Raw genomic sequence first — 19,695 nt, forward strand, 5'->3', positions numbered from 1 at the left:
TGCCATGAATTCAACTATGATAACTAACAATGCAGGCATACCAAACAGCCTTATTTCTCCAATAACAATCGATTCGTCAGGATCGTTGAACAGAAAAAACTATTCAGAGCAGCCATCGGCTCGGGAACGCTCCCTGCTAATCATCGACAACCGGGCACTCGATCGCCAATGTCTTGCTCAATGCCTTTCGGCCTTGAAATTGGATATGGATGTACTTGCGCTTGGCTCGATGGAAGAGTGGAAACGCAAGCGAGACGGCTATCCTCCGCTCGCAGCCATATTGCTGAATGTCGGGGGCAGGAAGGTGGCTGATCCCGCAGTCTGCGAGGAGATCAGGAAACTTTCATCCGAGTTTGTTGAACCAGTCATTGTACTTGCCGATAACGACGAGCTTCATCAAATCATGAAAGCGCTCGAATGTGGCGCCAAGGGCTACATACCCTCTTCTGTCAGCATCGACGTTTGCATCGAGGCAATCGCACTCTCATTGGCAGGCGGTATATTTGTACCGGCCAGTTCCGTATTTGCCATGCGCCAGGTCCTTGAAACCGGTACCCAGCCGGTTCGCCCGCTCGCGAGCATGTTCACGGCTCGGCAGGCGGAAGTGGTCGAAGCCTTGCGACGCGGCAAAGCCAACAAGATTATCGCCTATGAACTCAATCTGCGCGAAAGCACGGTGAAGGTTCATATCCGGAACATCATGAAGAAGGTCAAGGCAACCAACCGGACCGAGGTCGCCTATAAGATAAATGATCTCTTCCCGCCTGATTTCTCGACCGACAACCACGCCAGACTTCCCCAGTGATCGGGATAGATTCTGCGACTAAAAATAGACATACTTGCGCACCGGCCCCCACCGGTGCGTTATTTTTTTCACCTTCCAATTGGAACTTCCGGCCATCCACATTCGCGGCAACGCAGAACAGAGAGCCCGATACACAAGCGAAGAAAAGCTCAGAGGGAGTTCATCGCCCTACTTTGCAATAGCTTGATTTAAAATGTCTATTTTCCATCCCCCCGCGTGCCGATCGTCGCACACGGGTTGTCGAGGGGGTGGTAGATGCTCCCGACAGGCTCAGCACTTCTCCCGGTTCCAATTTTCGACCAACAGGGCGGAAGGTCCATGCAGCGCCAGATCAACCAGAAGGGATGGCGCAAGGGACAGGCGAGGTCGCTTATCAACGCAGTCACTCGCCAAGCAGTTCGAATGCAATTTTGCGAGGAAACCGTTCGAACTGGTAGTCCGTCCTCGCGTGCGGTGCCGGCAATTTAAAGTCACTCAATTTTGCATTGCCAGATACAGTTTCCGCCAATACAAAGTTAATTTTTCTGAAATCTTCAGATTCATGCTTTAAGGTCGCTGTACTTCATCATTGACCTCGAAAACAGTTCAGAGTCGCTGAAGCTATATTTGGCGTGTCTTTTCGGTTTAACATTATTGATAGCGATCGGAATTTCCGCGCTGCGTGCGCTTTTCAGATGCTGCAGGCTGAGTTCGACGGCACGGCGGCTCGTCTTTGCCCATTGTACGACCATCAGCGTTCGTTCTGCCAGCGCAGTCAGATGCATCGTATCCGCCGAGGCGAGCACAGGCGCGCTGTCGAAGATAACGATTTGGCCCCTGGCGCGGGCCATCTCGATGATGTCAGCCACATCAGTCAAACGGGCGCGCCGATGGAGACTGGGATTGCCGGCCGGGATGAAATCGATACCGCTCGGATGGTGATGGATGACGTCCTCGATGCCAACCTGTCCACCCAGCACTTCGTTCAACCCATGCTTCAGCCCGGACTTGAAAAGCAAGTCGAGATGTCCGCGCCGAAGGTCGCCATCGACAAGCAGCACCGGGCTTCCGTTGGCAGCGAGTTCGATGGCCAGCGATCCGGCGACAAGCGACTTGCCTTCTCCGCAGTGCGCCGACGTGACGACAATACTGGTGGGCAACTTTCCGCCATTGGATTGCTTGAGCGAAATCATGACGGTGCGTATCGCTTCCTCAAACATCCCGCCTTGACTGCGCCCGAAGAGCAGCGACGGATTTCTCCGGTCTTTTCTTCTCAGGCGCGGGATGAACCCGGCGGGCACGATGCGTGCTATTCCCGCCATCTGGTCGAAGCTACGGATCGTCTTGTCAAACATCTCAACCACGAAAGCGGCCGTTACCGCGATCGCAATCGAGCCCACCAGCGCACCAATCAGATAGAAAAGCCGTCCGCGCCCCTGTGGTCCGAGCGGCACCGCAGCCGGGGACAGAACCTCCACTTCCGCTCCCGGCAGCAGGGCTTGCCCAGCCAGCGTCCGGCGCTGCGCCTCGAGCTTGTCCAGCGCCGTTTGCTCTTTGTCAACGATGCGCTGTAGTCGCGCCAACTCGATTTTTGCCAGCGCAGAGCGAGAACGCTGCTCATAGGCGGCCGACAGCGCGGAGCGGACTGTGCCGTCTTCACGATCAAGCGCCGCAAACCTGGCACGCATTGATTGGAGATATCGATCGACCGCAAGGCCGAGATCGGTGCGGGACTTATCGATCTTTGCGCGCAAGTCGACCACTGCTTCGGCGTCGTTGCCGTAGATCTCAAGAAGACGGTCGAGATCTTGCTGCTGGACACGAAGGTCGCGTTCCATCGCGCCAATGCTGTCGGGAATGAACTTGCTCTGAGCGGCAAGCGAAGCGTCATCCGCCGCTTCCAGAGCAGAAATCGTTTCCTTGACGTCAGCCCGGCTTTGTTCGATTTTTGTTTGCCGGTCGTTCAGCTCCGTGATCGACTTGATCTGTTTGCCCTGAGCGTCATCATCTGGGACGACGCGCATTGTTTCCTGATAGGTGTCGGCAGCATCGCGCGCGGCATTCGTGCGATCCTGCTGTTCGGCGATGCGCTGCCTGATCCATGCTTCCGCTGCGTCCACACTGCCACGGATACTGTCCTTGCGCTCTTCAAGGTAGATGTCGAGCAGCCGGTTCGGGACCGCCGCTGCCAGTTCGGGATCACTTGCATCGAATCCTATCTGAATGACGCCACCCTGGCCGTCGCGCCACACGCTAAGCGCCTTGTAATACTCCGGGAATATCGGCTCGACGCTGCTTCGGATCGGCGAGGACGGCTTTTGACCGCTGATCAGGCCGCGCAGCATGTCTCGGGCCTTGTCGACAAGCGAGGCTTTCCGCAGTGCCGGATTGAATTCCGGCCGTTCATCGAACCGCAGGTCGCGGATTACCCGCTCTGCGACGCTTCTGGAACGAAGCCGCTCAATCTCCGATCCGATGTCCAGCGAACCATTGCCGCCGGGATCCTCCGCGCTGAGCGTGGTCGCCAGAGGCCTGTGGATCATCAGCCGCGACGCGGCATGATAGGTCGGCTTGAATCCCGAAATCACCGCAATCGCAGGCGCCATAAGCAGCATAGTGAGAACCACGATCATGCCGATCCTTCGCCAGATCAAGCGCAAGCCGGATGACAGATCTTCAGTTTCGGTGGGGAACCGGATCGCGAACATAATCACGGCAGTGGCGAACAACACGAATAGAAGACTATTCTGAACCAGGATGATCGTTTCCGTGAGGTTCATCACCAGGAACATAATGACCAGCACGTTCGGCCACAGCCAACCTTCCTCAGGAGCTGCACACAGCAACATTGCGCCCTGACGCAGCGCACGGACAATGGTCCAGACCAGGAATACGAAGCCCACGAGGCCGAGGCCCAGCAATATGTCGCGAAATCCATTGTGGGCGTGCGGCGCCGGCCATCCCGCCGCCGCTCGGACGCCCCAGCCGGCGACGCTGGCGTCGGCCCAGAACGCCTGGTAGCCGTAACCGAGCAACAAGCGGCTTTCGATCGCGCGATCCACCTCGCGCCAGAGCGGAACACGACCGCTCAGCGTCGCGTCCTTGCCCATCGCTTCGAGCAGCGGTACGAGCAGTTCACTGAGACCGACAAGGACCAGCGCCACTAATAGCAGACAAACCAACACGAGAGTCGCCCGTCCAAGGCCGCGGGCCTTTGATAGAGCCTGGAAGAACACAGTGGCCACTACAGCGCTGGCTGCAGATGTCATGGCGGTCATCGATTGGGAAGCGACGAGGCAGACGAGACTAGCGCACAGCAGCGGTATGCTGACGATTCTCAACCTGGATCGCCGATCCGCTGCCATCACGCCGCAAGCGTAAGCGGCGATTGCAGCGTTCCACCCGAGCGCGTTCTTGTTGTCAAAGACACCCTTGAGGGCGCTATCGCCCACGCTGAAAGCACGACCGGGCAACGCCGCGGCCATCAGAAGGCTGAACAGCATGCCGGACCCGAGAACCAAAACCGTCAGCAACAGGAATTGCCGCGGCGTGAACAGGATGGCTAGAAGGTATGCAAGCGATATTGTGAGAAGCAGCGCTACCGCCCGCTGGAGAGTGAGGGGGGGACTGGACGACCACAGCACCGAGACAAACGGTAGAAGGAGGAGCACAACGAGCGGGAAGCTCCGGCGGATGGCGATCAGCAACTGCGACGGACGCCGGGCCAATAGTCCGAGCGAAATCGAGTAGATTGGTATGCCAAGCAGACGAAGGATCGCCATCTCCCTGGCATCCAAAGAGCCATCGGCATCGATCAGGGGAAAAACGCAACCGCTCAGAAGGAGCAATGCGACAATGACACCGATGCACTCCAGCGACCGCCAAGGCAAGGCTATTTTGGGACCGCAGACTGCCGGATAGCAAGCCTTCTCGATCATTTCACTCTGCCGGATATTGGCTGCTCAACTGGTTTTCCGGAGCTCGTGCGCTCGTGACCGCTGAACTCGAGACGAGGCCGGCCCTACGCAGAGAGCTCGCGCTGGCGGGCGCGTCACGCCGCACCCGATCGGCAACGACGTCGCCGGCCGCCCCTGCCGCGGGTCGGCCAGTTATACGCTCCACCAGGTACAACGGCCGTTGCCGGACCTCGATCGCGATGCGGCCAACATACTCGCCGAGAAGCCCCACGGAGATCATATTGAACGCGCCGAACACTAAGATAACGACCATCATTGACGCGTAGCCGGGCGCATCGATTCCGAATATCAGGGTACGCCCAATGATGATGGCTGCATAGAGCTGGGCCAGAAAGACGACAACAAGGCCGACATAAGTCCAGATCCGCAGCGGCATCGTCGTCGATCCAGTGATCCCGTCCAAGGCGAAGTTCCACAATCGCCAGTATACCCACTTCGAGGTACCCGCCATGCGTTTTGGCCGGTCGTACTCTACCGTCGCCTGAGTGAAGCCAACCCAGGAGAACAGCCCCTTCATAAAGCGGATACGCTCTGGCATGCCGTTCAGAACGTCAACGACGCTCCGATCCAGCAGCCGGAAATCGCCGACATTGTCTTGAATGGGATAGTCGGCGAGCCGGTTGTAGAGACCGTAGAAGGCTGTGGCCGTCCAGCGCTTGAGCCAATTGTCACTGCGACGCATCTTCCGGCGAGCATTGACCACCTTTGCGCCGCGCAGCCAGGCGCTCACCATATCCGGAACGATCTCCGGCGGATCCTGCAGGTCAACGTCCATCGGTATGATTGCGTCGCCGCAAGCATGGGCTAAACCAGCTGCCAGCGCCGCGTCTTTGCCAAAGTTCCGCGACAGACAAATCAGGCCGATATCCGATCGCTCCGCCACGAGGCTTCCGATGATCGCCACAGTGCGATCACTGCTGCCGTCGTCGACGAACAGAACCTCTAACCGCCCGCCTGGTCCCAGAGCGGTGTGGATCGCTGCGGTCTGTGCATCCAGAGCCTCCAGAAAGAGCACGATCGTCTCCTCCTCATTGAACACCGGCACAACGATACTCAACGCTAAGCCTTCCGTTCCGGGTATGCAGCGGGGCGACAGGTCAGCAGTGGCAAGTGGCCAAGTGTGAGGGAACTCAGTGCTACGGGTCAACATGTTATGTCCCCAATGCGACGAAACAAGCTGGACCGCGCGCCAGCTACCGCTAAACGGGCTGTCCCTGCGAGTGTGCGAGCATGTAGTCCCGACAGAACACGAAGAAGACGGTGGAGTATACGATCGTTGCCATGGTCTGGGTCGCTACTGCGCCGACCCATTCGAGCCCGACGAGCGTCTGCGGAACCGGAATAGCACCAAATCCGATTAGCGTATTTGCCGCAGCAACCAGGCCACCGTGCGTACGTTGTTTGAGGAAGCCGCCCGATCTGATCACTGCTTACAATAGTTTTACTCTTGACCATCCCCGGCTCCATCCAACCTGCCGAACTGGCAAGCCCCAAGGCGAAACGAGCTTCCCCGACATCTCCGTCAGCTATGACACGCAAACCTCTGTAGAGACGAACTTTATTCTTTATGCTGGCCGCTCGAAAGCGAGCCATAAGACGTACGCATACCGCTTTGTGCTGGTTGTTGCTCGAACGGAGAACACGCTAGTCTTAGCGCTGGTCGATGCCGGGATAGGCTAGTCACCGGCCAGGCGTTGGGCACGGTTTTGGGACTTGTACGCGGATGGGTATATCTAACCTCAAGCTAGCACTCGGCGCGGAGATGCCAGGGCCCTTGGGTCCGGGCAAGGAACCAGGATCGTCCTGGCGGGCGTCACGCCCGTTGTTGCGGCATTTCTCTCTGTGGCTCACGATGGTCGCTACTTTGGTGGCCCTTTGCACAGCGATCAGCGGGCAGAGCTACTGGATAGACGAGGCCAATTCAGCATGGCGCGCGGCGGAGCCGCGCTTCGGACTGTTCGTGAGCCGTATGGTATCGGAGACTGGCTCTGATGCGCAAATGCCGTTGTTCCTCATAGCGATCTGGGCCTGGGAAAAAGTCGTAGGTGCCGGCGAGGTTGCGCTCAGAGCGATGAACCTGCTTTGGCTCATTCCGGGCCTCTACATCTTCGCCAACGGTCGCGTGGACCGCCTTCTTGTGGCCGGCACCAGTGCCTTCCTGTGGTACTATCTTGATGAGGCACGGCCGTACGGCATGCAGATCGGGGCGAGCCTGATGGTTTTTGGCCTACTAGAGCGTGCAGTCGTTGCGGCGCGTGATCCCGGCGGAGAGTATACGCTCCTTCGCCCCTACCAGGTCTGGCTCCTCGCGTTTGGACTCATTGCCCTTGCGGGAAGCAGCCTGCTCGGAGCGATATGGGCTGGCGCGGCGATTGCGGCCGCAGCGTTAGCCGTGCCCTGGCGCGCTCGCCTACTCGCCGCCAGCCACGTCATCGGGCCGGCGATTCTACTCGTGGCCGTGTTGGCCCCGCTCGGGCTCTACTATCTCTGGACAGTGCTCGCGGGGGCCGGCGGCACCAAAGTGGCGGCAACCGACGCACAGAACCTGGTGTTCTCGGCCTACGAACTGCTGGGTTTCGCTGGCCTCGGCCCGGGCCGCATAGATCTGCGCGCACTGGAGAGCGCGGTCTTCTCGCCCTACCTATTCGCGCTGGCCAGCTACGCCGTCTTAGTCGGGACCGTGACGCTGGCCGGCACGATCCACACAGTGCGCAATGTTACGCCTCGGACGCTGACAGCTTGCGCGATCGCGTTCACGGCTGCCGCTGCATTGATCCTGATCGCCGGACACCTGATGCACTGGCGGGTGGTCGGTCGCCACCTCGCGCCTGCACTTGCCCCCGTGCTGGCGGTGCAGGCGGCTGGTGTGACGCTGCTCTGGCGTCAGCCTATCGGCAAGTTCCTGGTGCTTGGCTTTCTGGTGATGGCATTGGCCTCTGCCGCGAGCATCAGATTTGCGCCACGACACGCGAAGGACGACTACCGCTCAGCGGCCGCCGTCGTACGGTCGGCCCTCGCTGAGGGTGACCGCGTCTGGTGGAGCGCAGACGCCCTTAGCGCGCTCGTTTACCAAGTGCCGCTGGGACAAGGGTGCACCGGTGCCCTGTACGTTTACGAGCCGCAGCCGGGCTTCGCTTCGGCGCTTGAGGCTCCAACCCTTGTCGTCACCAGCAAGCCGGACATCTACGATCCGGGCGGGGTACTGGCCGCGTTCCTGTCCGACCAGCATTTTCGCATCACCGAAACCTTCCAGGCCTTCCAGATCTGGCGGCGCACGCCACCGGCGGGCCCTGTACCCTGCAGCCCGGGTAAGTGAATGGATGCGTCTACAACGAGTCGAAGTGACTCATCTACATCGTACGCAAATTTTACACGGATCAGAGACAATGGAACAAACCGCTTACCGAGAAATGGCCGCCACAGAGCAGGCCCACTGGTGGTTTCTGGCGCGCAGGAAGATTATCGCGGACACTATCAAGAGCTTTAATTTGCCGCCCCACTCCAAGATCCTCGAAGTTGGCGCCGGTACTGGCGGGAATCTCAAGCTGCTTCAGCGATTTGGTGATCTCAGCGCTGTTGAGATGGATGACTATGCGAGAGCCTATGCGACCCAAGTCAGTGGCGTTGGCGTCGAGTACGGCTTGTTGCCGAACTCGCTTCCTACTTTTCCTCATAATTTCCAATTGATCTGCATGTTTGATGTTCTTGAGCATGTAGAGAAGGATTTCGAGTCTTTGAAGGTGCTTGCCACACGATTGAATCCCGGCGGTCGCATTCTGATTACAGTTCCCGCATATCCGTGGATGTGGACTGATCATGATGCCGTTTTACACCATCACCGGCGTTATACGAGAACAACCCTCTCCAACGTTATAAATCGCGCGGGGCTTCAGCTGGATCGGCTGACCAATTTCAATACATTGCTGTTCCCTGCTGCGATAGCTGCGAGGTTGGTCGGGAACGCACTCGGAAAAAAGGGATCGCCAGGAAGCAGCTTACCGCCACGATTTGTTAATTCCGCCTTCGAAACCATTTTTAAGTCAGAAGCACCGATGCTGCGCAGGCTTAATCTCCCCTTTGGACTTTCGTTGATGGCGGTTGCTTCAAACTATGCCTAAGCGTCTGATAAAGTTTACAATTTCTGGCGCTTGTGCGACTGGTATTCATGTCGTAATAGCTTGGGTGTTGATCGAACACTACGCCACAGATCCGGCATTTGCCAACGGTATCGCATTTTTGATAGCCACGTCCTTCTCCTGGGTCGCAAACACACTCTGGACATTCGATGCTTCCTTGGGGTGGGCCAATGTTAAGCGTTTTGCCATAGCAACGAGTTTCATGCTTTTGATTAGTATGTCCATTGCAAAATCAATAGATTTAGCGGGTTTTCCTGGGTATCTCGGAATATTCTGTGTCGTCATTGCTCTGCCAGCAATTACCTTCGTTGTGCACAATAACTGGACTTACAAATAAGGAGTTGCACCCATCGCTCGGAATGAAGACCACGTCGCCTTCGCCGATCTTCAAGATGCCGCCAGCAGCGCGCCACCGAGCTCAGCCGTAAACCTGGTTGCCTTCGATCGTCAGCCAATCCGACTTCATGGTGAAAATACCCGAGCCGCCGCTGTCGTGCGCAATGTTGCCCTTGATCGTGACGTGGTGTGAGCCGTCAATGTCGATCGCATGTCAGTCGCCGCCAACGACTTCGAAGCCTTCGATTTTGACGTAGTCCGCTCGCACATTAAGCGTACTGTAGGTGTCCGAAGAAGCCGGCCGGAGCATCGCGCCACCTGACAATTCGGAACGGATCGTGATGTAGTTGTCCGCGGCCCAGTCCTTGCTCACCACGATCTGCTCGCGGTACGTTCCCGACTTCACCACGACCTCATCGCCGGGCTGAGTTGCACTTGCATGGCGCGGCTGATCGTCTTCCAGGGCGTCGACGAGCTACCATTGGCGATGTCGCTCCCGTCGATGGCAACATAGTACTCGGCCATCACTCTTTTCCTGCCATGCAGTCTACTAATCCGTCGCGTGTACCGGTTTCAATGATGGATCAGGCTCAACGCTATCTAATAATAGCAGCAATAAGCCGATCAAAAGTATCAAATCTCTCGTATTCTTCAGTATCATTTTTTAATATCGTGGTACTTCATCATTGACTTCGAAAATAGTTCAGAGTCGCTGAAGCTATATTTGGCGTGTCTTTTCGGTTTAACATTATTGATAGCGATCGGAATTTCCGCGCTGCGTGCGCTTTTCAGATGCTGCAGGCTGAGTTCGACGGCACGGCGGCTCGTCTTTGCCCATTGTACGACCATCAGCGTTCGTTCTGCCAGCGCAGTCAGATGCATCGTATCCGCCGAGGCGAGCACAGGCGCGCTGTCGAAGATAACGATTTGGCCCCTGGCGCGGGCCATCTCGATGATGTCAGCCACATCAGTCAAACGGGCGCGCCGATGGAGACTGGGATTGCCGGCCGGGATGAAATCGATACCGCTCGGATGGTGATGGATGACGTCCTCGATGCCAACCTGTCCACCCAGCACTTCGTTCAACCCATGCTTCAGCCCGGACTTGAAAAGCAAGTCGAGATGTCCGCGCCGAAGGTCGCCATCGACAAGCAGCACCGGGCTTCCGTTGGCAGCGAGTTCGATGGCCAGCGATCCGGCGACAAGCGACTTGCCTTCTCCGCAGTGCGCCGACGTGACGACAATACTGGTGGGCAACTTTCCGCCATTGGATTGCTTGAGCGAAATCATGACGGTGCGTATCGCTTCCTCAAACATCCCGCCTTGACTGCGCCCGAAGAGCAGCGACGGATTTCTCCGGTCTTTTCTTCTCAGGCGCGGGATGAACCCGGCGGGCACGATGCGTGCTATTCCCGCCATCTGGTCGAAGCTACGGATCGTCTTGTCAAACATCTCAACCACGAAAGCGGCCGTTACCGCGATCGCAATCGAGCCCACCAGCGCACCAATCAGATAGAAAAGCCGTCCGCGCCCCTGTGGTCCGAGCGGCACCGCAGCCGGGGACAGAACCTCCACTTCCGCTCCCGGCAGCAGGGCTTGCCCAGCCAGCGTCCGGCGCTGCGCCTCGAGCTTGTCCAGCGCCGTTTGCTCTTTGTCAACGATGCGCTGTAGTCGCGCCAACTCGATTTTTGCCAGCGCAGAGCGAGAACGCTGCTCATAGGCGGCCGACAGCGCGGAGCGGACTGTGCCGTCTTCACGATCAAGCGCCGCAAACCTGGCACGCATTGATTGGAGATATCGATCGACCGCAAGGCCGAGATCGGTGCGGGACTTATCGATCTTTGCGCGCAAGTCGACCACTGCTTCGGCGTCGTTGCCGTAGATCTCAAGAAGACGGTCGAGATCTTGCTGCTGGACACGAAGGTCGCGTTCCATCGCGCCAATGCTGTCGGGAATGAACTTGCTCTGAGCGGCAAGCGAAGCGTCATCCGCCGCTTCCAGAGCAGAAATCGTTTCCTTGACGTCAGCCCGGCTTTGTTCGATTTTTGTTTGCCGGTCGTTCAGCTCCGTGATCGACTTGATCTGTTTGCCCTGAGCGTCATCATCTGGGACGACGCGCATTGTTTCCTGATAGGTGTCGGCAGCATCGCGCGCGGCATTCGTGCGATCCTGCTGTTCGGCGATGCGCTGCCTGATCCATGCTTCCGCTGCGTCCACACTGCCACGGATACTGTCCTTGCGCTCTTCAAGGTAGATGTCGAGCAGCCGGTTCGGGACCGCCGCTGCCAGTTCGGGATCACTTGCATCGAATCCTATCTGAATGACGCCACCCTGGCCGTCGCGCCACACGCTAAGCGCCTTGTAATACTCCGGGAATATCGGCTCGACGCTGCTTCGGATCGGCGAGGACGGCTTTTGACCGCTGATCAGGCCGCGCAGCATGTCTCGGGCCTTGTCGACAAGCGAGGCTTTCCGCAGTGCCGGATTGAATTCCGGCCGTTCATCGAACCGCAGGTCGCGGATTACCCGCTCTGCGACGCTTCTGGAACGAAGCCGCTCAATCTCCGATCCGATGTCCAGCGAACCATTGCCGCCGGGATCCTCCGCGCTGAGCGTGGTCGCCAGAGGCCTGTGGATCATCAGCCGCGACGCGGCATGATAGGTCGGCTTGAATCCCGAAATCACCGCAATCGCAGGCGCCATAAGCAGCATGGTGAGAACCACGATCATGCCGATCCTTCGCCAGATGAGGCGCAAGCCGGATGACAGATCAAGGTCGTCCGATTTAGCCTCTATCTGAAACCGTGGTTCATAGCGTATCGGCGAGAGCGAGACGTTGCGGTCTGGAGGAACAGTTGAAATTGTCATGGTGTACTCTCCGTCGCTTGAGGTTGCGCGGAGACGGCTTCGTAGAGCTTTTCCAGCGATCGCATGTATGCCTTCATACTGAAATGGTTGAGATAGTGGGCGCGGCCTTTGGCCGAGAGGCGGTTCCGGATTTCCGGATCGCTGACCAGTTTCGCCAACGCTGCCGCCAGAGCATCTTTGTCTCCGACTGGTACGAAGAGACCGGTTTCGCCGTCGGAAATGGCTTCCTCATGCGCGCCAACGCGGGTGGTAACGACCGCGAGTCCATGGGAAAGACCTTCGATCACCGCCATTGCCATGCCTTCGGCATGTGAAGGCAAGACCAGGATATCTGCGCTAGCACACAAGGCTCGCGCCGCATCCGCGTCGAGCCAGCCCGGCATCTCCACCAGATCGGAAAGAGCCATGGCTGCAGCCTGGCGTTGGTAATCCTCTACAGGTCCGTCGCCCGCCAGTACGGCGCGCCACTGGAGCACTTTCATGATCGGATGGCTTAGCGCGAGCAGAAGTTCTGTTACGCCTTTGCGTTCGCTCAGACGACCGAGAAAGACGATCAACGGCGTCCCGCCGGCAGGAACGTCGCGCAAACCGGGATCGGGCACGCAATTGTGGACGACGACGATCCGACGCTCGTCCACGCCCAGAAGCGTCGTTAGCGTCGTGCGATCGCGCTGACCCAGCGCCACGACGCAGTCGGCATGCTGAAACATCCGGCGTATAAGCATTTGTTGACGTGGCGAGCGTGCAGCAAAGTCGCTTGCATAGTCATAATCGTGCAGGTGCAAGATGTGGTGGCAGCCAAGGACGCGGGCAACCTTCGTCAAGATCAGCTTTCGTGCGGTGCTGCCGCGACCCGCGATATGGATATGGTGAATGCGTTCGGGCGCAACGATCCGATCCATTGCCATTGCCAAAACGGATCCCAGCAGGCGCACAAGGGATGTCGGCACGAACCATCGAGGTCCTCTGGTGTCGGTGACGAGGTGTTTCCGGCCAGCCGCCTTTGCCGTGCTTGTTATATAGCCGACCAACCTGCCAATACCGCCACCATTCTCACAACCGCCCGGGACATAGTGGCGGACGGTTGCTACGTTCTGCGTCGCTATCCGATCTCCATCCATGAACGCCTTTATGCGCATGCCCGGACCACCTCTCGATAAACAGCTGCGGCCTGTGCTCCGACCTTTTCAGGCGAATTCGGTCCCGTCGCCCATGCGAACGCGTTGGTTCCAAATTCTGTTCTGAGCGCGCTGCTTTCCGCCAACATCCGAATGGCTGTCGCAAGCTCCTCGACATCGCGGGGCGGAACCACCATTCCCAGTCCGTTGGATTGAACGGTGGATCGCAATTCGCCGACATCAGTCACGATAACTGGTTTGCCAAACGCTACGGCAAGGTTGAGCACACCGCTCTGGGAAGCTTCCGTATAGGGAAGGACAACAATATCAGCGTCCAGGAAAAGCTGGGCGACCTCCGCATCTTCGATAAAACGGTTGCGAATATCATAGCGACCGGCATCTCCCATAAGAGGCTGAAACACCCCTGGATCGTCGCCGCGACCTGCGACCGTGATGCGTAGATTGGGGAGCGCATCCTTGAGCATCGCCTCAGCACGAACGAGATATTCCAACCCCTTGTAGGCAAAAATCCGCCCGAAGAGCAGCACGCGGAATGTTCCATCTTCTCGGCGCCTCGCCATTTTCTGCCGCCGAGCAAGTTCCGCGTAGCGGTGAATAGCGGGATGCGACAGGACATGAACGCAATCGGGCGACTTTGAATATTGGCCGAGGGCTATCCGTTTCAGCCCCTCGCCATGCACGACCACATGCCGTGATTGCCTTACCATCAATTCAGTGGCCCAGGTGGGCAGAACGCGGGTTTCGACATCGCCGGGATGCAATTCCACATCATGGATGGTTGTCAAAAGCGGGATCGGGCGCCAAAACGGCGCGGCAAAATTCAACCACAGGGTGTTGTTGCTCAGAAGGTGAATGATGGTCGGCTGCTCGTGCCGGATGAGCCGCGTGAGCTGATACAGGAACCAAGGATTATAAAGCGAGCGGTGCCGTGGCCAGTCTAGGAGGTGCAGATCGACTGCCGGATCGACGTAGGAAGCAAGGTGCCCGTAGCGCCGGCGCGGAACGCCAAGAACGACCTGCATGTGTTGAGCAACGCCGCTGGCGAATGAAATGGTGTAGTCTTCCAGATCGGAAACCAGCAGCAGCGCCTTCATTTCGCTGGCCCCGACAAGACGCCATCCAGACCGTGGCGCGGGAGGTCGCGGGCCGAACGCAACGCATCGCGCGTACGCCTTAGCAGGTTTGGCTCTCCGGCAAAGAAGAGCCCTTCGACCGCAAGTTTGAGTCGGGTGCGGGTATCAGCTCCGTCTAACCTTGCTGATGCTACCCGGTAAGGATAGTGATCAGCCAGACGCAGCCTTCCCGGCATATCGTGGTCTGAAAGAAACCGGTTCGTTACTTCAACCGTGGCCTGCCAATGAGCCATCCGCTTTCGCAACATGGGGGCGTCATCGACCGGGCGATACCAGTTGTTGTTGTGGATCCGGTAGTAGCCGAGCGCATCCGGCAAAGCGGCAACGCCCCCCAGAAACGGATATATCCCGGCGAGCCACACATCGGCGGATATTCGGAATTGCTCGGGAATATCCCCCGCCGCGTCCCACGCACTGCGTCTTACCGCGATGGCGGACGTCAACGGGAAAGGCCACCACCCTGCCGATTTCGTGAGCCGCTGCGACAAATCTCCGGAACATAGGGTTCGAGGGATAGGCTTGAGGGTTGGAGACCTATCGACCAGTGTTGGCTGAAGCCGGTGGTAGACAAGCGAAACTTGAAGGTTCGAGCGGAAAGCCGTTGCCATTGCCGATAGTTTGCCCGGCGCCCACCAGTCATCGGCATCCAGGAAACAGAGGATGTCTCCGCTGCTCATTCGCACAGCGGCATTTATCGCGGCGGCCTGTCCCTGGTTGTCCTGGAAGTGCGCCTTCACCCGGTTGCCGTAGGCCTCCAGAACAGCGCGCGAATGGTCGCTGGAGCCGTCGTCGACGACAATTATCTCGACGTCCGGTGTCTTCTGGCTCAGGACGCTGTCAATCGCATGACCGACGAAATGGCCGTAATTGTGATTGTTGATAAGGACGCTGATGGCGGGTCGCTCCATGACACCTCTCAAGTGGGGCGTTGCGCTATACTTTTGGTGCGGCCGCATTGCCCAACGCGCGCACGTTCGGTGCGAAATGCCGAGGGGAACCCGATGCAGACTGGCATCAACCTGCGGGGTCGATGAAGAGCGAAACATCGAGGATATCTCCGGGCAGAATTTCCGTTTTCATGTTCGGTTTTGTCGTCTCTTCGCGGCCAGCCACCGATCGGTAGATCACGGCGACCGGCTCAGCCAACTTGCCGACCGCCTGGACAGAAGCACCAGCATTCGGAATCTCCGCCGACAGAGCACCCAGTTCCTCGGCCAGGCCAGCGCCTCCGGCGAGCAGAAGTGCATGGCGAACGGTGAGGCCAGGCTCATATTCGACCACGCCCGGCCGGTACTTGGCGATTTGGACCAGAACTGTCGGCGACTTGAGGATATCGTGTTTGATGAGTTTTTCCTGGACGCGCGCGCGCACCGTATCGAGCTGCAGTCCGGCAACCCGGATGCTGCTAAGGTGCGGCAACACGATATTGCCCGCCAGATCGACCTTGCTGTCGCCACCGAGCTTTGGAGCCTCCGTGATGGCGTTATGCAATGTATCCCCTCGCTCGATCAGCGTCTCCCCTAGCGCTGGTGTGGTCACAGCCAACCAGGCCACAACCAGTGACGTCCCCGTCATGATGCGTGCGGAACCCGCACGATGAAGTGGAACCATAGAAATCCTACCCCTTCCAAGCGTCAACTACGGACAATCAGCCTGCGCTGGAGCCATTATCAATTTCAGCGGAAAGCACCTACGGTCAGCGTGACGTCCTTCGCGGTGTGCATTCCACGCGGCATACAATTCACGTTACTTTACCGCCTAACGGACACGCGAAATACCTGCTCTTATGGGCAATCCTGTAGACCCGACTACCCGCTCTTTGGGGGGGCGCCCCCAACGACTTAGATACGACAACGTCATTTGATGGTGGTAGGCGCGTTAGAAGTAACCCCGCCTTCTATTGCTTGTTGTACTGCGGATGTCCGGATAATCGTTTCTCGGCACAACTGCGCCCCCTTGATCCTGCCATGGCGCAAGCCATCGACGACGATCGAGTTTCCGCCGCCGCCAGCGACGTCGATGCCCTCGATCTGTGATAACGGACCTTGCTGTCGCGCAACCCAAACTGGATAAGGTCACACGCTACCTACATTATTCACGTGTATGGATTTAAGGGCGAAATATCGATCCGAAAGCCATGCCGCTTGAGGTCGCGCAGAAGTTCGGGAGTAGGCGGTTTTTTCAGGCAGACCATGGTCACAAGTCCTGGAGACAGCAACCGCATGCGACAAGCGAAGTCCTGTGCGTACACACCGAACCAATACGACGCGAGTTGCAGGGAAATTTTCGTTCTATTTGCCCTGATAAGTGGCCCCCACGAGAACCCATTCATAGGCCTCCATGCAATTCCATAGTATCCGAGAGCAGTCATGGCTTTAGACGTTTCTGTTCTCGACAGCCGGAAGATGAAATTCCCAACGGGCTCGAATTGATCGTAAGCATGCTCACCACGTAAGGTGCGTTTAACAATTCTCTTGATACTGCCAAGTGGCGACCATGGGCTGTCAAATGGCTCGATGAGAACGACGCCTACACGAGCAACGCGCAGCATCTCATATAAGCCGACAGCCGGTCTTGGGAAGTGATGATAGGCCTCCTTGCACAATACAAAGTCAAATTGCTCGTCACCGAAGGATATCCTCTCGGCGTTCTCCTCGGAGTACTCGTCAATCCAATTCCGATGCTTTGCAATTTTAAGCGTTGACGAAGATATGCTGGTCGCAAGAACGGACCGAACGTGCGGTCTTAGGAAATTTGCATCAGTCCCGAAGCGACCATCGCCGACCGTCATCCACGTTGAGTTCGCGGCGTGTCGAAGGAGCGCATGCAGCGAAGAATACATTCGATCATGATGCAGGCAGTCGATTGTGTCCGGGGCAGCGTAGCGAGAAGGGAGATGGCTTTCGGATGCGTAGTTATCCTCGTCGTCTCGATGCCGGAGGTAGGTCTCGCTTATGCGAGCAGAACCAGGATGGTGAAGTTGAACCATGCGAAACCTTACCCTTCAAGGTGCCAATTGCGGCCCAGCGCGATGTCCTTTGCGGACTGCATCCATCGCCAAGCTACCGGTGAATGGACACGCGCAACACCTGCTCTTACGGGCAATCCCTGAGACCCTAGCACCAATCCTTTGGGGGAAGTGTCTCCCGAGTGCTTAAACGTCCTTGGATGGTGCGTACGCGCGTTAGAAGTAGCCCCCACCTTCATTTGTGTTAGAGCGGACTTGCCTCCCGCGTCGAGAGGCCCGCTTCAATCGCCGAAATCACTCCACCACGAAGGTCCGAACTCAAGCTGTGCGACATCTCACCCTCCTGGCAAATCATCAGGACAGTGAATCCGACCCCGACCTCGCGGGGAATCCTTTCGACTCAGAATTCAATGAAAATGCTCTAGTTGACTGCGGATGTGCGGATAATCGTTTCTCGGCACAACAGCGCAGCCACGAAAGGGGACATATGTCTTTCCAAATTGGCGCGATCAACACGCTCTTATCTGCCCAAGCCAGTCGGGACCGACAAGGAGAGCATATAGGCTGACACAAGTATATGCATCAAAGTCCGGCCCCATAGGTTTGGTGGGGTAAAGTCGGCGTCCCGATCAGGGGCGGGGCAACGTTGTTGGCAACGAACTGTGTCAGCACCTCCGCACTGAGCGTGCCCCGAACTCCAGGATGGCGATTGCGGCCTTCCTCAATATAGGAATAGGTCCATGCTTCAGACGGACCAAAGGTCATGAAAATCGCGGCGCGGTCGGATGTCCTGCCGAGCCATCGAATGATCGATCGCGTCAAGGTGAAAGTCTTTTGAACGTCCAGGCGAAGACGCGGCCCGATCCGCTCAAAGAGCCTGCGTGCATCCCTATCTACCAGTGTCGGCATTTGTCCGGCATGTTCGATACGCACGTCGAAAACGATGGCATCGCCCGCCCGTATGGCAATTTTCTGCTCTGGCATGCTGTGGACCAGGGCCTTGAGGTGAGATCTTGGTCGAACCTTCAATGTCCCTCGCGAGTTTTCGTCCTGATCCTGCAGGTAGAACGCGATCTTGCAGACCCTGCTCGGGGGGCAGCACTCCCCTGATGACGATGTAGCCATTGGAGCTCAAATCTCTTTGCAACTGGTTGGTTCTGCCGGTCTCATCTGAAGGCTCGCCAGCCGACGCCGCCATCTCGCCGTTCACCACGCCCCTCTCCCCAGCCTAATCAGCGCTAAAGCGACGATTTTCTGCCGCTCTGCAAAAGGTCAAACTGCTTTTTCGGGGTAGCGCTCATCAATAAGAGCAACGTGCAAGCACTGAGGCACATTGGCTTACTTCAAACATGGTAAGTCATCTCGGTGCGAGAAGTAAAAACATGAAGTCTCTTCTACGCCCAATAGCTTGAACGACAAGTATGGAGGCAATTGGCCTGCCGGCATATACTGACAACTTGTTCAGATCGCGAAAGCGCAGGTCATGAGAAAGCCACCAGCAGACAGCAGCCAAACTTTGGCTCTCCATCCGATAGGCTCCTTGGAATGGACCAATGTCCTTGGTGTACGCGTCTCGGCAGTCAATCTCAAAAGCGCGACCGGACTTATTCAAGCGGCGATTGAAGGTGGCAAGAGGGGATATGTGTGCGTTCGCGATGCCCATGGCGTCGTCCGATGTCAAAAGGATCCCGAGCTTCGATCCATACACAACCGCGCCTTCCTCGTGACCCCCGACGGCATGCCGTTGGTATGGGCATTGAAGCATGATGGTCACCCGGAAAGCGACAGGGTCTACGGACCTGACTTGATGCTGTCTGTTTTCGAGGCTGGCAGATCCAAAGGCTTACGTCACTTCCTTTATGGTGCAACGACCAAGACGCTGGAGTTGTTGCAGGCCAGACTTCTTGGAAAATTCCCGGAAGCGAAGATAGTCGGATCCTATGCACCGCCCTTTCATGAACTGTCGTCGCAGGAAGAAGCGGATATTGCCGACCGGATCAATCGGTCTGGCGCCGATATCGTGTGGGTCGGACTGAGCAGCCCAAAACAGGAGCTCTGGATGGCGCGGATGCGCGATCGTCTGGAGGCTTCGATGCTCATCGGCGTCGGGGCGGCGGTCGACTTCCATGCCGGCCTCAAGCGCCAGGCTCCGAGGTTAATCCAGAGAAGCGGCTTCGAATGGGCGTTTCGCCTTATGTGCGAGCCGCGACGGCTGTGGCGACGATATGCATATGTCGTACCGACCTACATCTCACTGACTGCACTACAGAGACTGGGTCTGCGGAAATTTCCGATCGAAGACGAGCGTTTTGAATCGAGCGCGTCGAGGCAAAGTCCGTAGAGGAGCAAACCCA

Annotated in this window: 16 protein-coding genes and 2 pseudogenes; 5 read left to right on the top strand and 13 right to left on the bottom strand. The window is 57.6% G+C overall.

Annotation, left to right across the window (positions count from 1 at the left end; all coding sequences use genetic code 11):
- The first annotated feature begins 4 nt into the window (after window positions 1-4).
- Window positions 5-805, top strand: coding sequence for a response regulator transcription factor (locus JJB09_RS17345; RefSeq protein WP_201660855.1), 801 nt, complete (start codon window positions 5-7; stop codon window positions 803-805).
- 539 nt (window positions 806-1,344) lie between these two features.
- Here JJB09_RS17345 and JJB09_RS17350 read toward each other — a convergent pair.
- From JJB09_RS17350 to JJB09_RS17355, 3 genes and pseudogenes are all read right to left on the bottom strand, one after another.
- Window positions 1,345-3,480 (bottom strand): annotated as a pseudogene (locus JJB09_RS17350) (GumC family protein); the annotation flags it as partial.
- 198 nt (window positions 3,481-3,678) lie between these two features.
- Window positions 3,679-4,722 (bottom strand): annotated as a pseudogene (locus tag JJB09_RS27045) (O-antigen ligase family protein); the annotation flags it as partial.
- Window position 4,723: 1 nt separating this feature from the next.
- Window positions 4,724-5,818: a glycosyltransferase family 2 protein gene (locus tag JJB09_RS17355; protein ID WP_246748764.1), complete on the bottom strand. Its 1,095-nt coding sequence runs from the start codon at window positions 5,816-5,818 to the stop codon at window positions 4,724-4,726.
- A 666-nt stretch (window positions 5,819-6,484) separates the two neighbouring features.
- Between JJB09_RS17355 and JJB09_RS17360 the strand changes: the two genes are divergently transcribed.
- From JJB09_RS17360 to JJB09_RS27135, 3 genes are all read left to right on the top strand, one after another.
- Complete coding sequence (locus JJB09_RS17360) at window positions 6,485-8,077, top strand: hypothetical protein (RefSeq protein WP_201660864.1); 1,593 nt, start codon at window positions 6,485-6,487, stop codon at window positions 8,075-8,077.
- 70 nt (window positions 8,078-8,147) lie between these two features.
- Window positions 8,148-8,879: a class I SAM-dependent methyltransferase gene (locus tag JJB09_RS17365; RefSeq protein ID WP_201660867.1), complete on the top strand. Its 732-nt coding sequence runs from the start codon at window positions 8,148-8,150 to the stop codon at window positions 8,877-8,879.
- Entirely contained in the window at window positions 8,872-9,234 is a 363-nt protein-coding gene (locus JJB09_RS27135) for a GtrA family protein (protein ID WP_201660870.1), read from the top strand. The genes JJB09_RS17365 and JJB09_RS27135 overlap by 8 nt, the downstream gene beginning before the upstream one ends.
- Before the next feature lie 81 nt (window positions 9,235-9,315).
- Here JJB09_RS27135 and JJB09_RS27140 read toward each other — a convergent pair whose 3' ends face one another.
- The 10 genes from JJB09_RS27140 to JJB09_RS17415 form a co-directional block, all read right to left on the bottom strand.
- Window positions 9,316-9,441 carry a right-handed parallel beta-helix repeat-containing protein gene (locus JJB09_RS27140; protein ID WP_201660987.1) on the bottom strand — a complete coding sequence of 42 codons (126 nt, stop codon included), beginning with the start codon at window positions 9,439-9,441 and terminating at the stop codon, window positions 9,316-9,318.
- A gap of 6 nt (window positions 9,442-9,447) precedes the next feature.
- Window positions 9,448-9,639, bottom strand: coding sequence for a hypothetical protein (locus tag JJB09_RS17380; protein ID WP_201660873.1), 192 nt, complete (start codon window positions 9,637-9,639; stop codon window positions 9,448-9,450).
- Complete coding sequence (locus JJB09_RS26945; protein WP_281431839.1) at window positions 9,636-9,758, bottom strand: hypothetical protein; 123 nt, start codon at window positions 9,756-9,758, stop codon at window positions 9,636-9,638. The genes JJB09_RS17380 and JJB09_RS26945 overlap by 4 nt, the downstream gene beginning before the upstream one ends.
- A gap of 132 nt (window positions 9,759-9,890) precedes the next feature.
- Complete coding sequence (locus tag JJB09_RS17385) at window positions 9,891-12,101, bottom strand: GumC family protein (protein WP_201660876.1); 2,211 nt, start codon at window positions 12,099-12,101, stop codon at window positions 9,891-9,893.
- Window positions 12,098-13,240, bottom strand: coding sequence for a glycosyltransferase family 4 protein (locus tag JJB09_RS17390; protein WP_201660880.1), 1,143 nt, complete (start codon window positions 13,238-13,240; stop codon window positions 12,098-12,100). The genes JJB09_RS17385 and JJB09_RS17390 overlap by 4 nt, the downstream gene beginning before the upstream one ends.
- The gene (locus JJB09_RS17395; protein WP_201660884.1) at window positions 13,231-14,334 is read right to left on the bottom strand and encodes a glycosyltransferase family 4 protein; all 1,104 of its coding nucleotides are present in this window, start codon (window positions 14,332-14,334) and stop codon (window positions 13,231-13,233) included. Before JJB09_RS17395 ends, JJB09_RS17390 begins: the two co-directional genes overlap by 10 nt.
- Window positions 14,331-15,281, bottom strand: a complete 951-nt coding sequence (locus JJB09_RS17400; RefSeq protein WP_201660990.1) for a glycosyltransferase family 2 protein — start codon at window positions 15,279-15,281, stop codon at window positions 14,331-14,333. Before JJB09_RS17400 ends, JJB09_RS17395 begins: the two co-directional genes overlap by 4 nt.
- Window positions 15,282-15,387: 106 nt before the next feature.
- Window positions 15,388-15,984 (bottom strand): polysaccharide biosynthesis/export family protein, encoded by a 597-nt coding sequence (locus JJB09_RS17405; protein WP_201660887.1) that lies wholly within the window; start codon window positions 15,982-15,984, stop codon window positions 15,388-15,390.
- A gap of 484 nt (window positions 15,985-16,468) precedes the next feature.
- Window positions 16,469-17,164, bottom strand: coding sequence for a class I SAM-dependent methyltransferase (locus tag JJB09_RS17410; protein WP_201660890.1), 696 nt, complete (start codon window positions 17,162-17,164; stop codon window positions 16,469-16,471).
- Window positions 17,165-17,923: 759 nt separating this feature from the next.
- Entirely contained in the window at window positions 17,924-18,325 is a 402-nt protein-coding gene (locus JJB09_RS17415; RefSeq protein ID WP_201660893.1) for a hypothetical protein, read from the bottom strand.
- Between the two features lie 499 nt (window positions 18,326-18,824).
- Between JJB09_RS17415 and JJB09_RS17420 the strand changes: the two genes are divergently transcribed.
- The gene (locus JJB09_RS17420; protein ID WP_201660896.1) at window positions 18,825-19,682 is read left to right on the top strand and encodes a WecB/TagA/CpsF family glycosyltransferase; all 858 of its coding nucleotides are present in this window, start codon (window positions 18,825-18,827) and stop codon (window positions 19,680-19,682) included.
- The last annotated feature ends 13 nt before the right edge of the window (window positions 19,683-19,695 follow it).

Origin of the sequence: Phytoamicus setariae, assembly GCF_016722925.1 — a bacterium.
GTDB lineage: Bacteria > Pseudomonadota > Alphaproteobacteria > Rhizobiales > Rhizobiaceae > Rhizobium_E > Rhizobium_E setariae.

Bases quoted from the DNA above. Each gene is read 5' to 3' on its own strand.
- JJB09_RS17415 (WP_201660893.1), bottom strand. From the start codon at position 18,325: ATGCCAGAGCAGAAAATTGCCATACGGGCGGGCGATGCCATCGTTTTC.
- JJB09_RS27135 (WP_201660870.1), top strand. From the start codon at position 8,872: ATGCCTAAGCGTCTGATAAAGTTTACAATTTCTGGCGCTTGTGCGACT.
- JJB09_RS17390 (WP_201660880.1), bottom strand. From the start codon at position 13,240: ATGCGCATAAAGGCGTTCATGGATGGAGATCGGATAGCGACGCAGAAC.
- JJB09_RS17410 (WP_201660890.1), bottom strand. From the start codon at position 17,164: ATGACGGTCGGCGATGGTCGCTTCGGGACTGATGCAAATTTCCTAAGA.
- JJB09_RS26945 (WP_281431839.1), bottom strand. From the start codon at position 9,758: ATGGCCGAGTACTATGTTGCCATCGACGGGAGCGACATCGCCAATGGT.
- JJB09_RS17420 (WP_201660896.1), top strand. From the start codon at position 18,825: ATGAGAAAGCCACCAGCAGACAGCAGCCAAACTTTGGCTCTCCATCCG.
- JJB09_RS17395 (WP_201660884.1), bottom strand. From the start codon at position 14,334: ATGAAGGCGCTGCTGCTGGTTTCCGATCTGGAAGACTACACCATTTCA.
- JJB09_RS17400 (WP_201660990.1), bottom strand. From the start codon at position 15,281: ATGGAGCGACCCGCCATCAGCGTCCTTATCAACAATCACAATTACGGC.
- JJB09_RS17385 (WP_201660876.1), bottom strand. From the start codon at position 12,101: ATGACAATTTCAACTGTTCCTCCAGACCGCAACGTCTCGCTCTCGCCG.
- JJB09_RS17360 (WP_201660864.1), top strand. From the start codon at position 6,485: ATGGGTATATCTAACCTCAAGCTAGCACTCGGCGCGGAGATGCCAGGG.
- JJB09_RS17365 (WP_201660867.1), top strand. From the start codon at position 8,148: ATGGAACAAACCGCTTACCGAGAAATGGCCGCCACAGAGCAGGCCCAC.
- JJB09_RS17405 (WP_201660887.1), bottom strand. From the start codon at position 15,984: ATGGTTCCACTTCATCGTGCGGGTTCCGCACGCATCATGACGGGGACG.
- JJB09_RS17345 (WP_201660855.1), top strand. From the start codon at position 5: ATGAATTCAACTATGATAACTAACAATGCAGGCATACCAAACAGCCTT.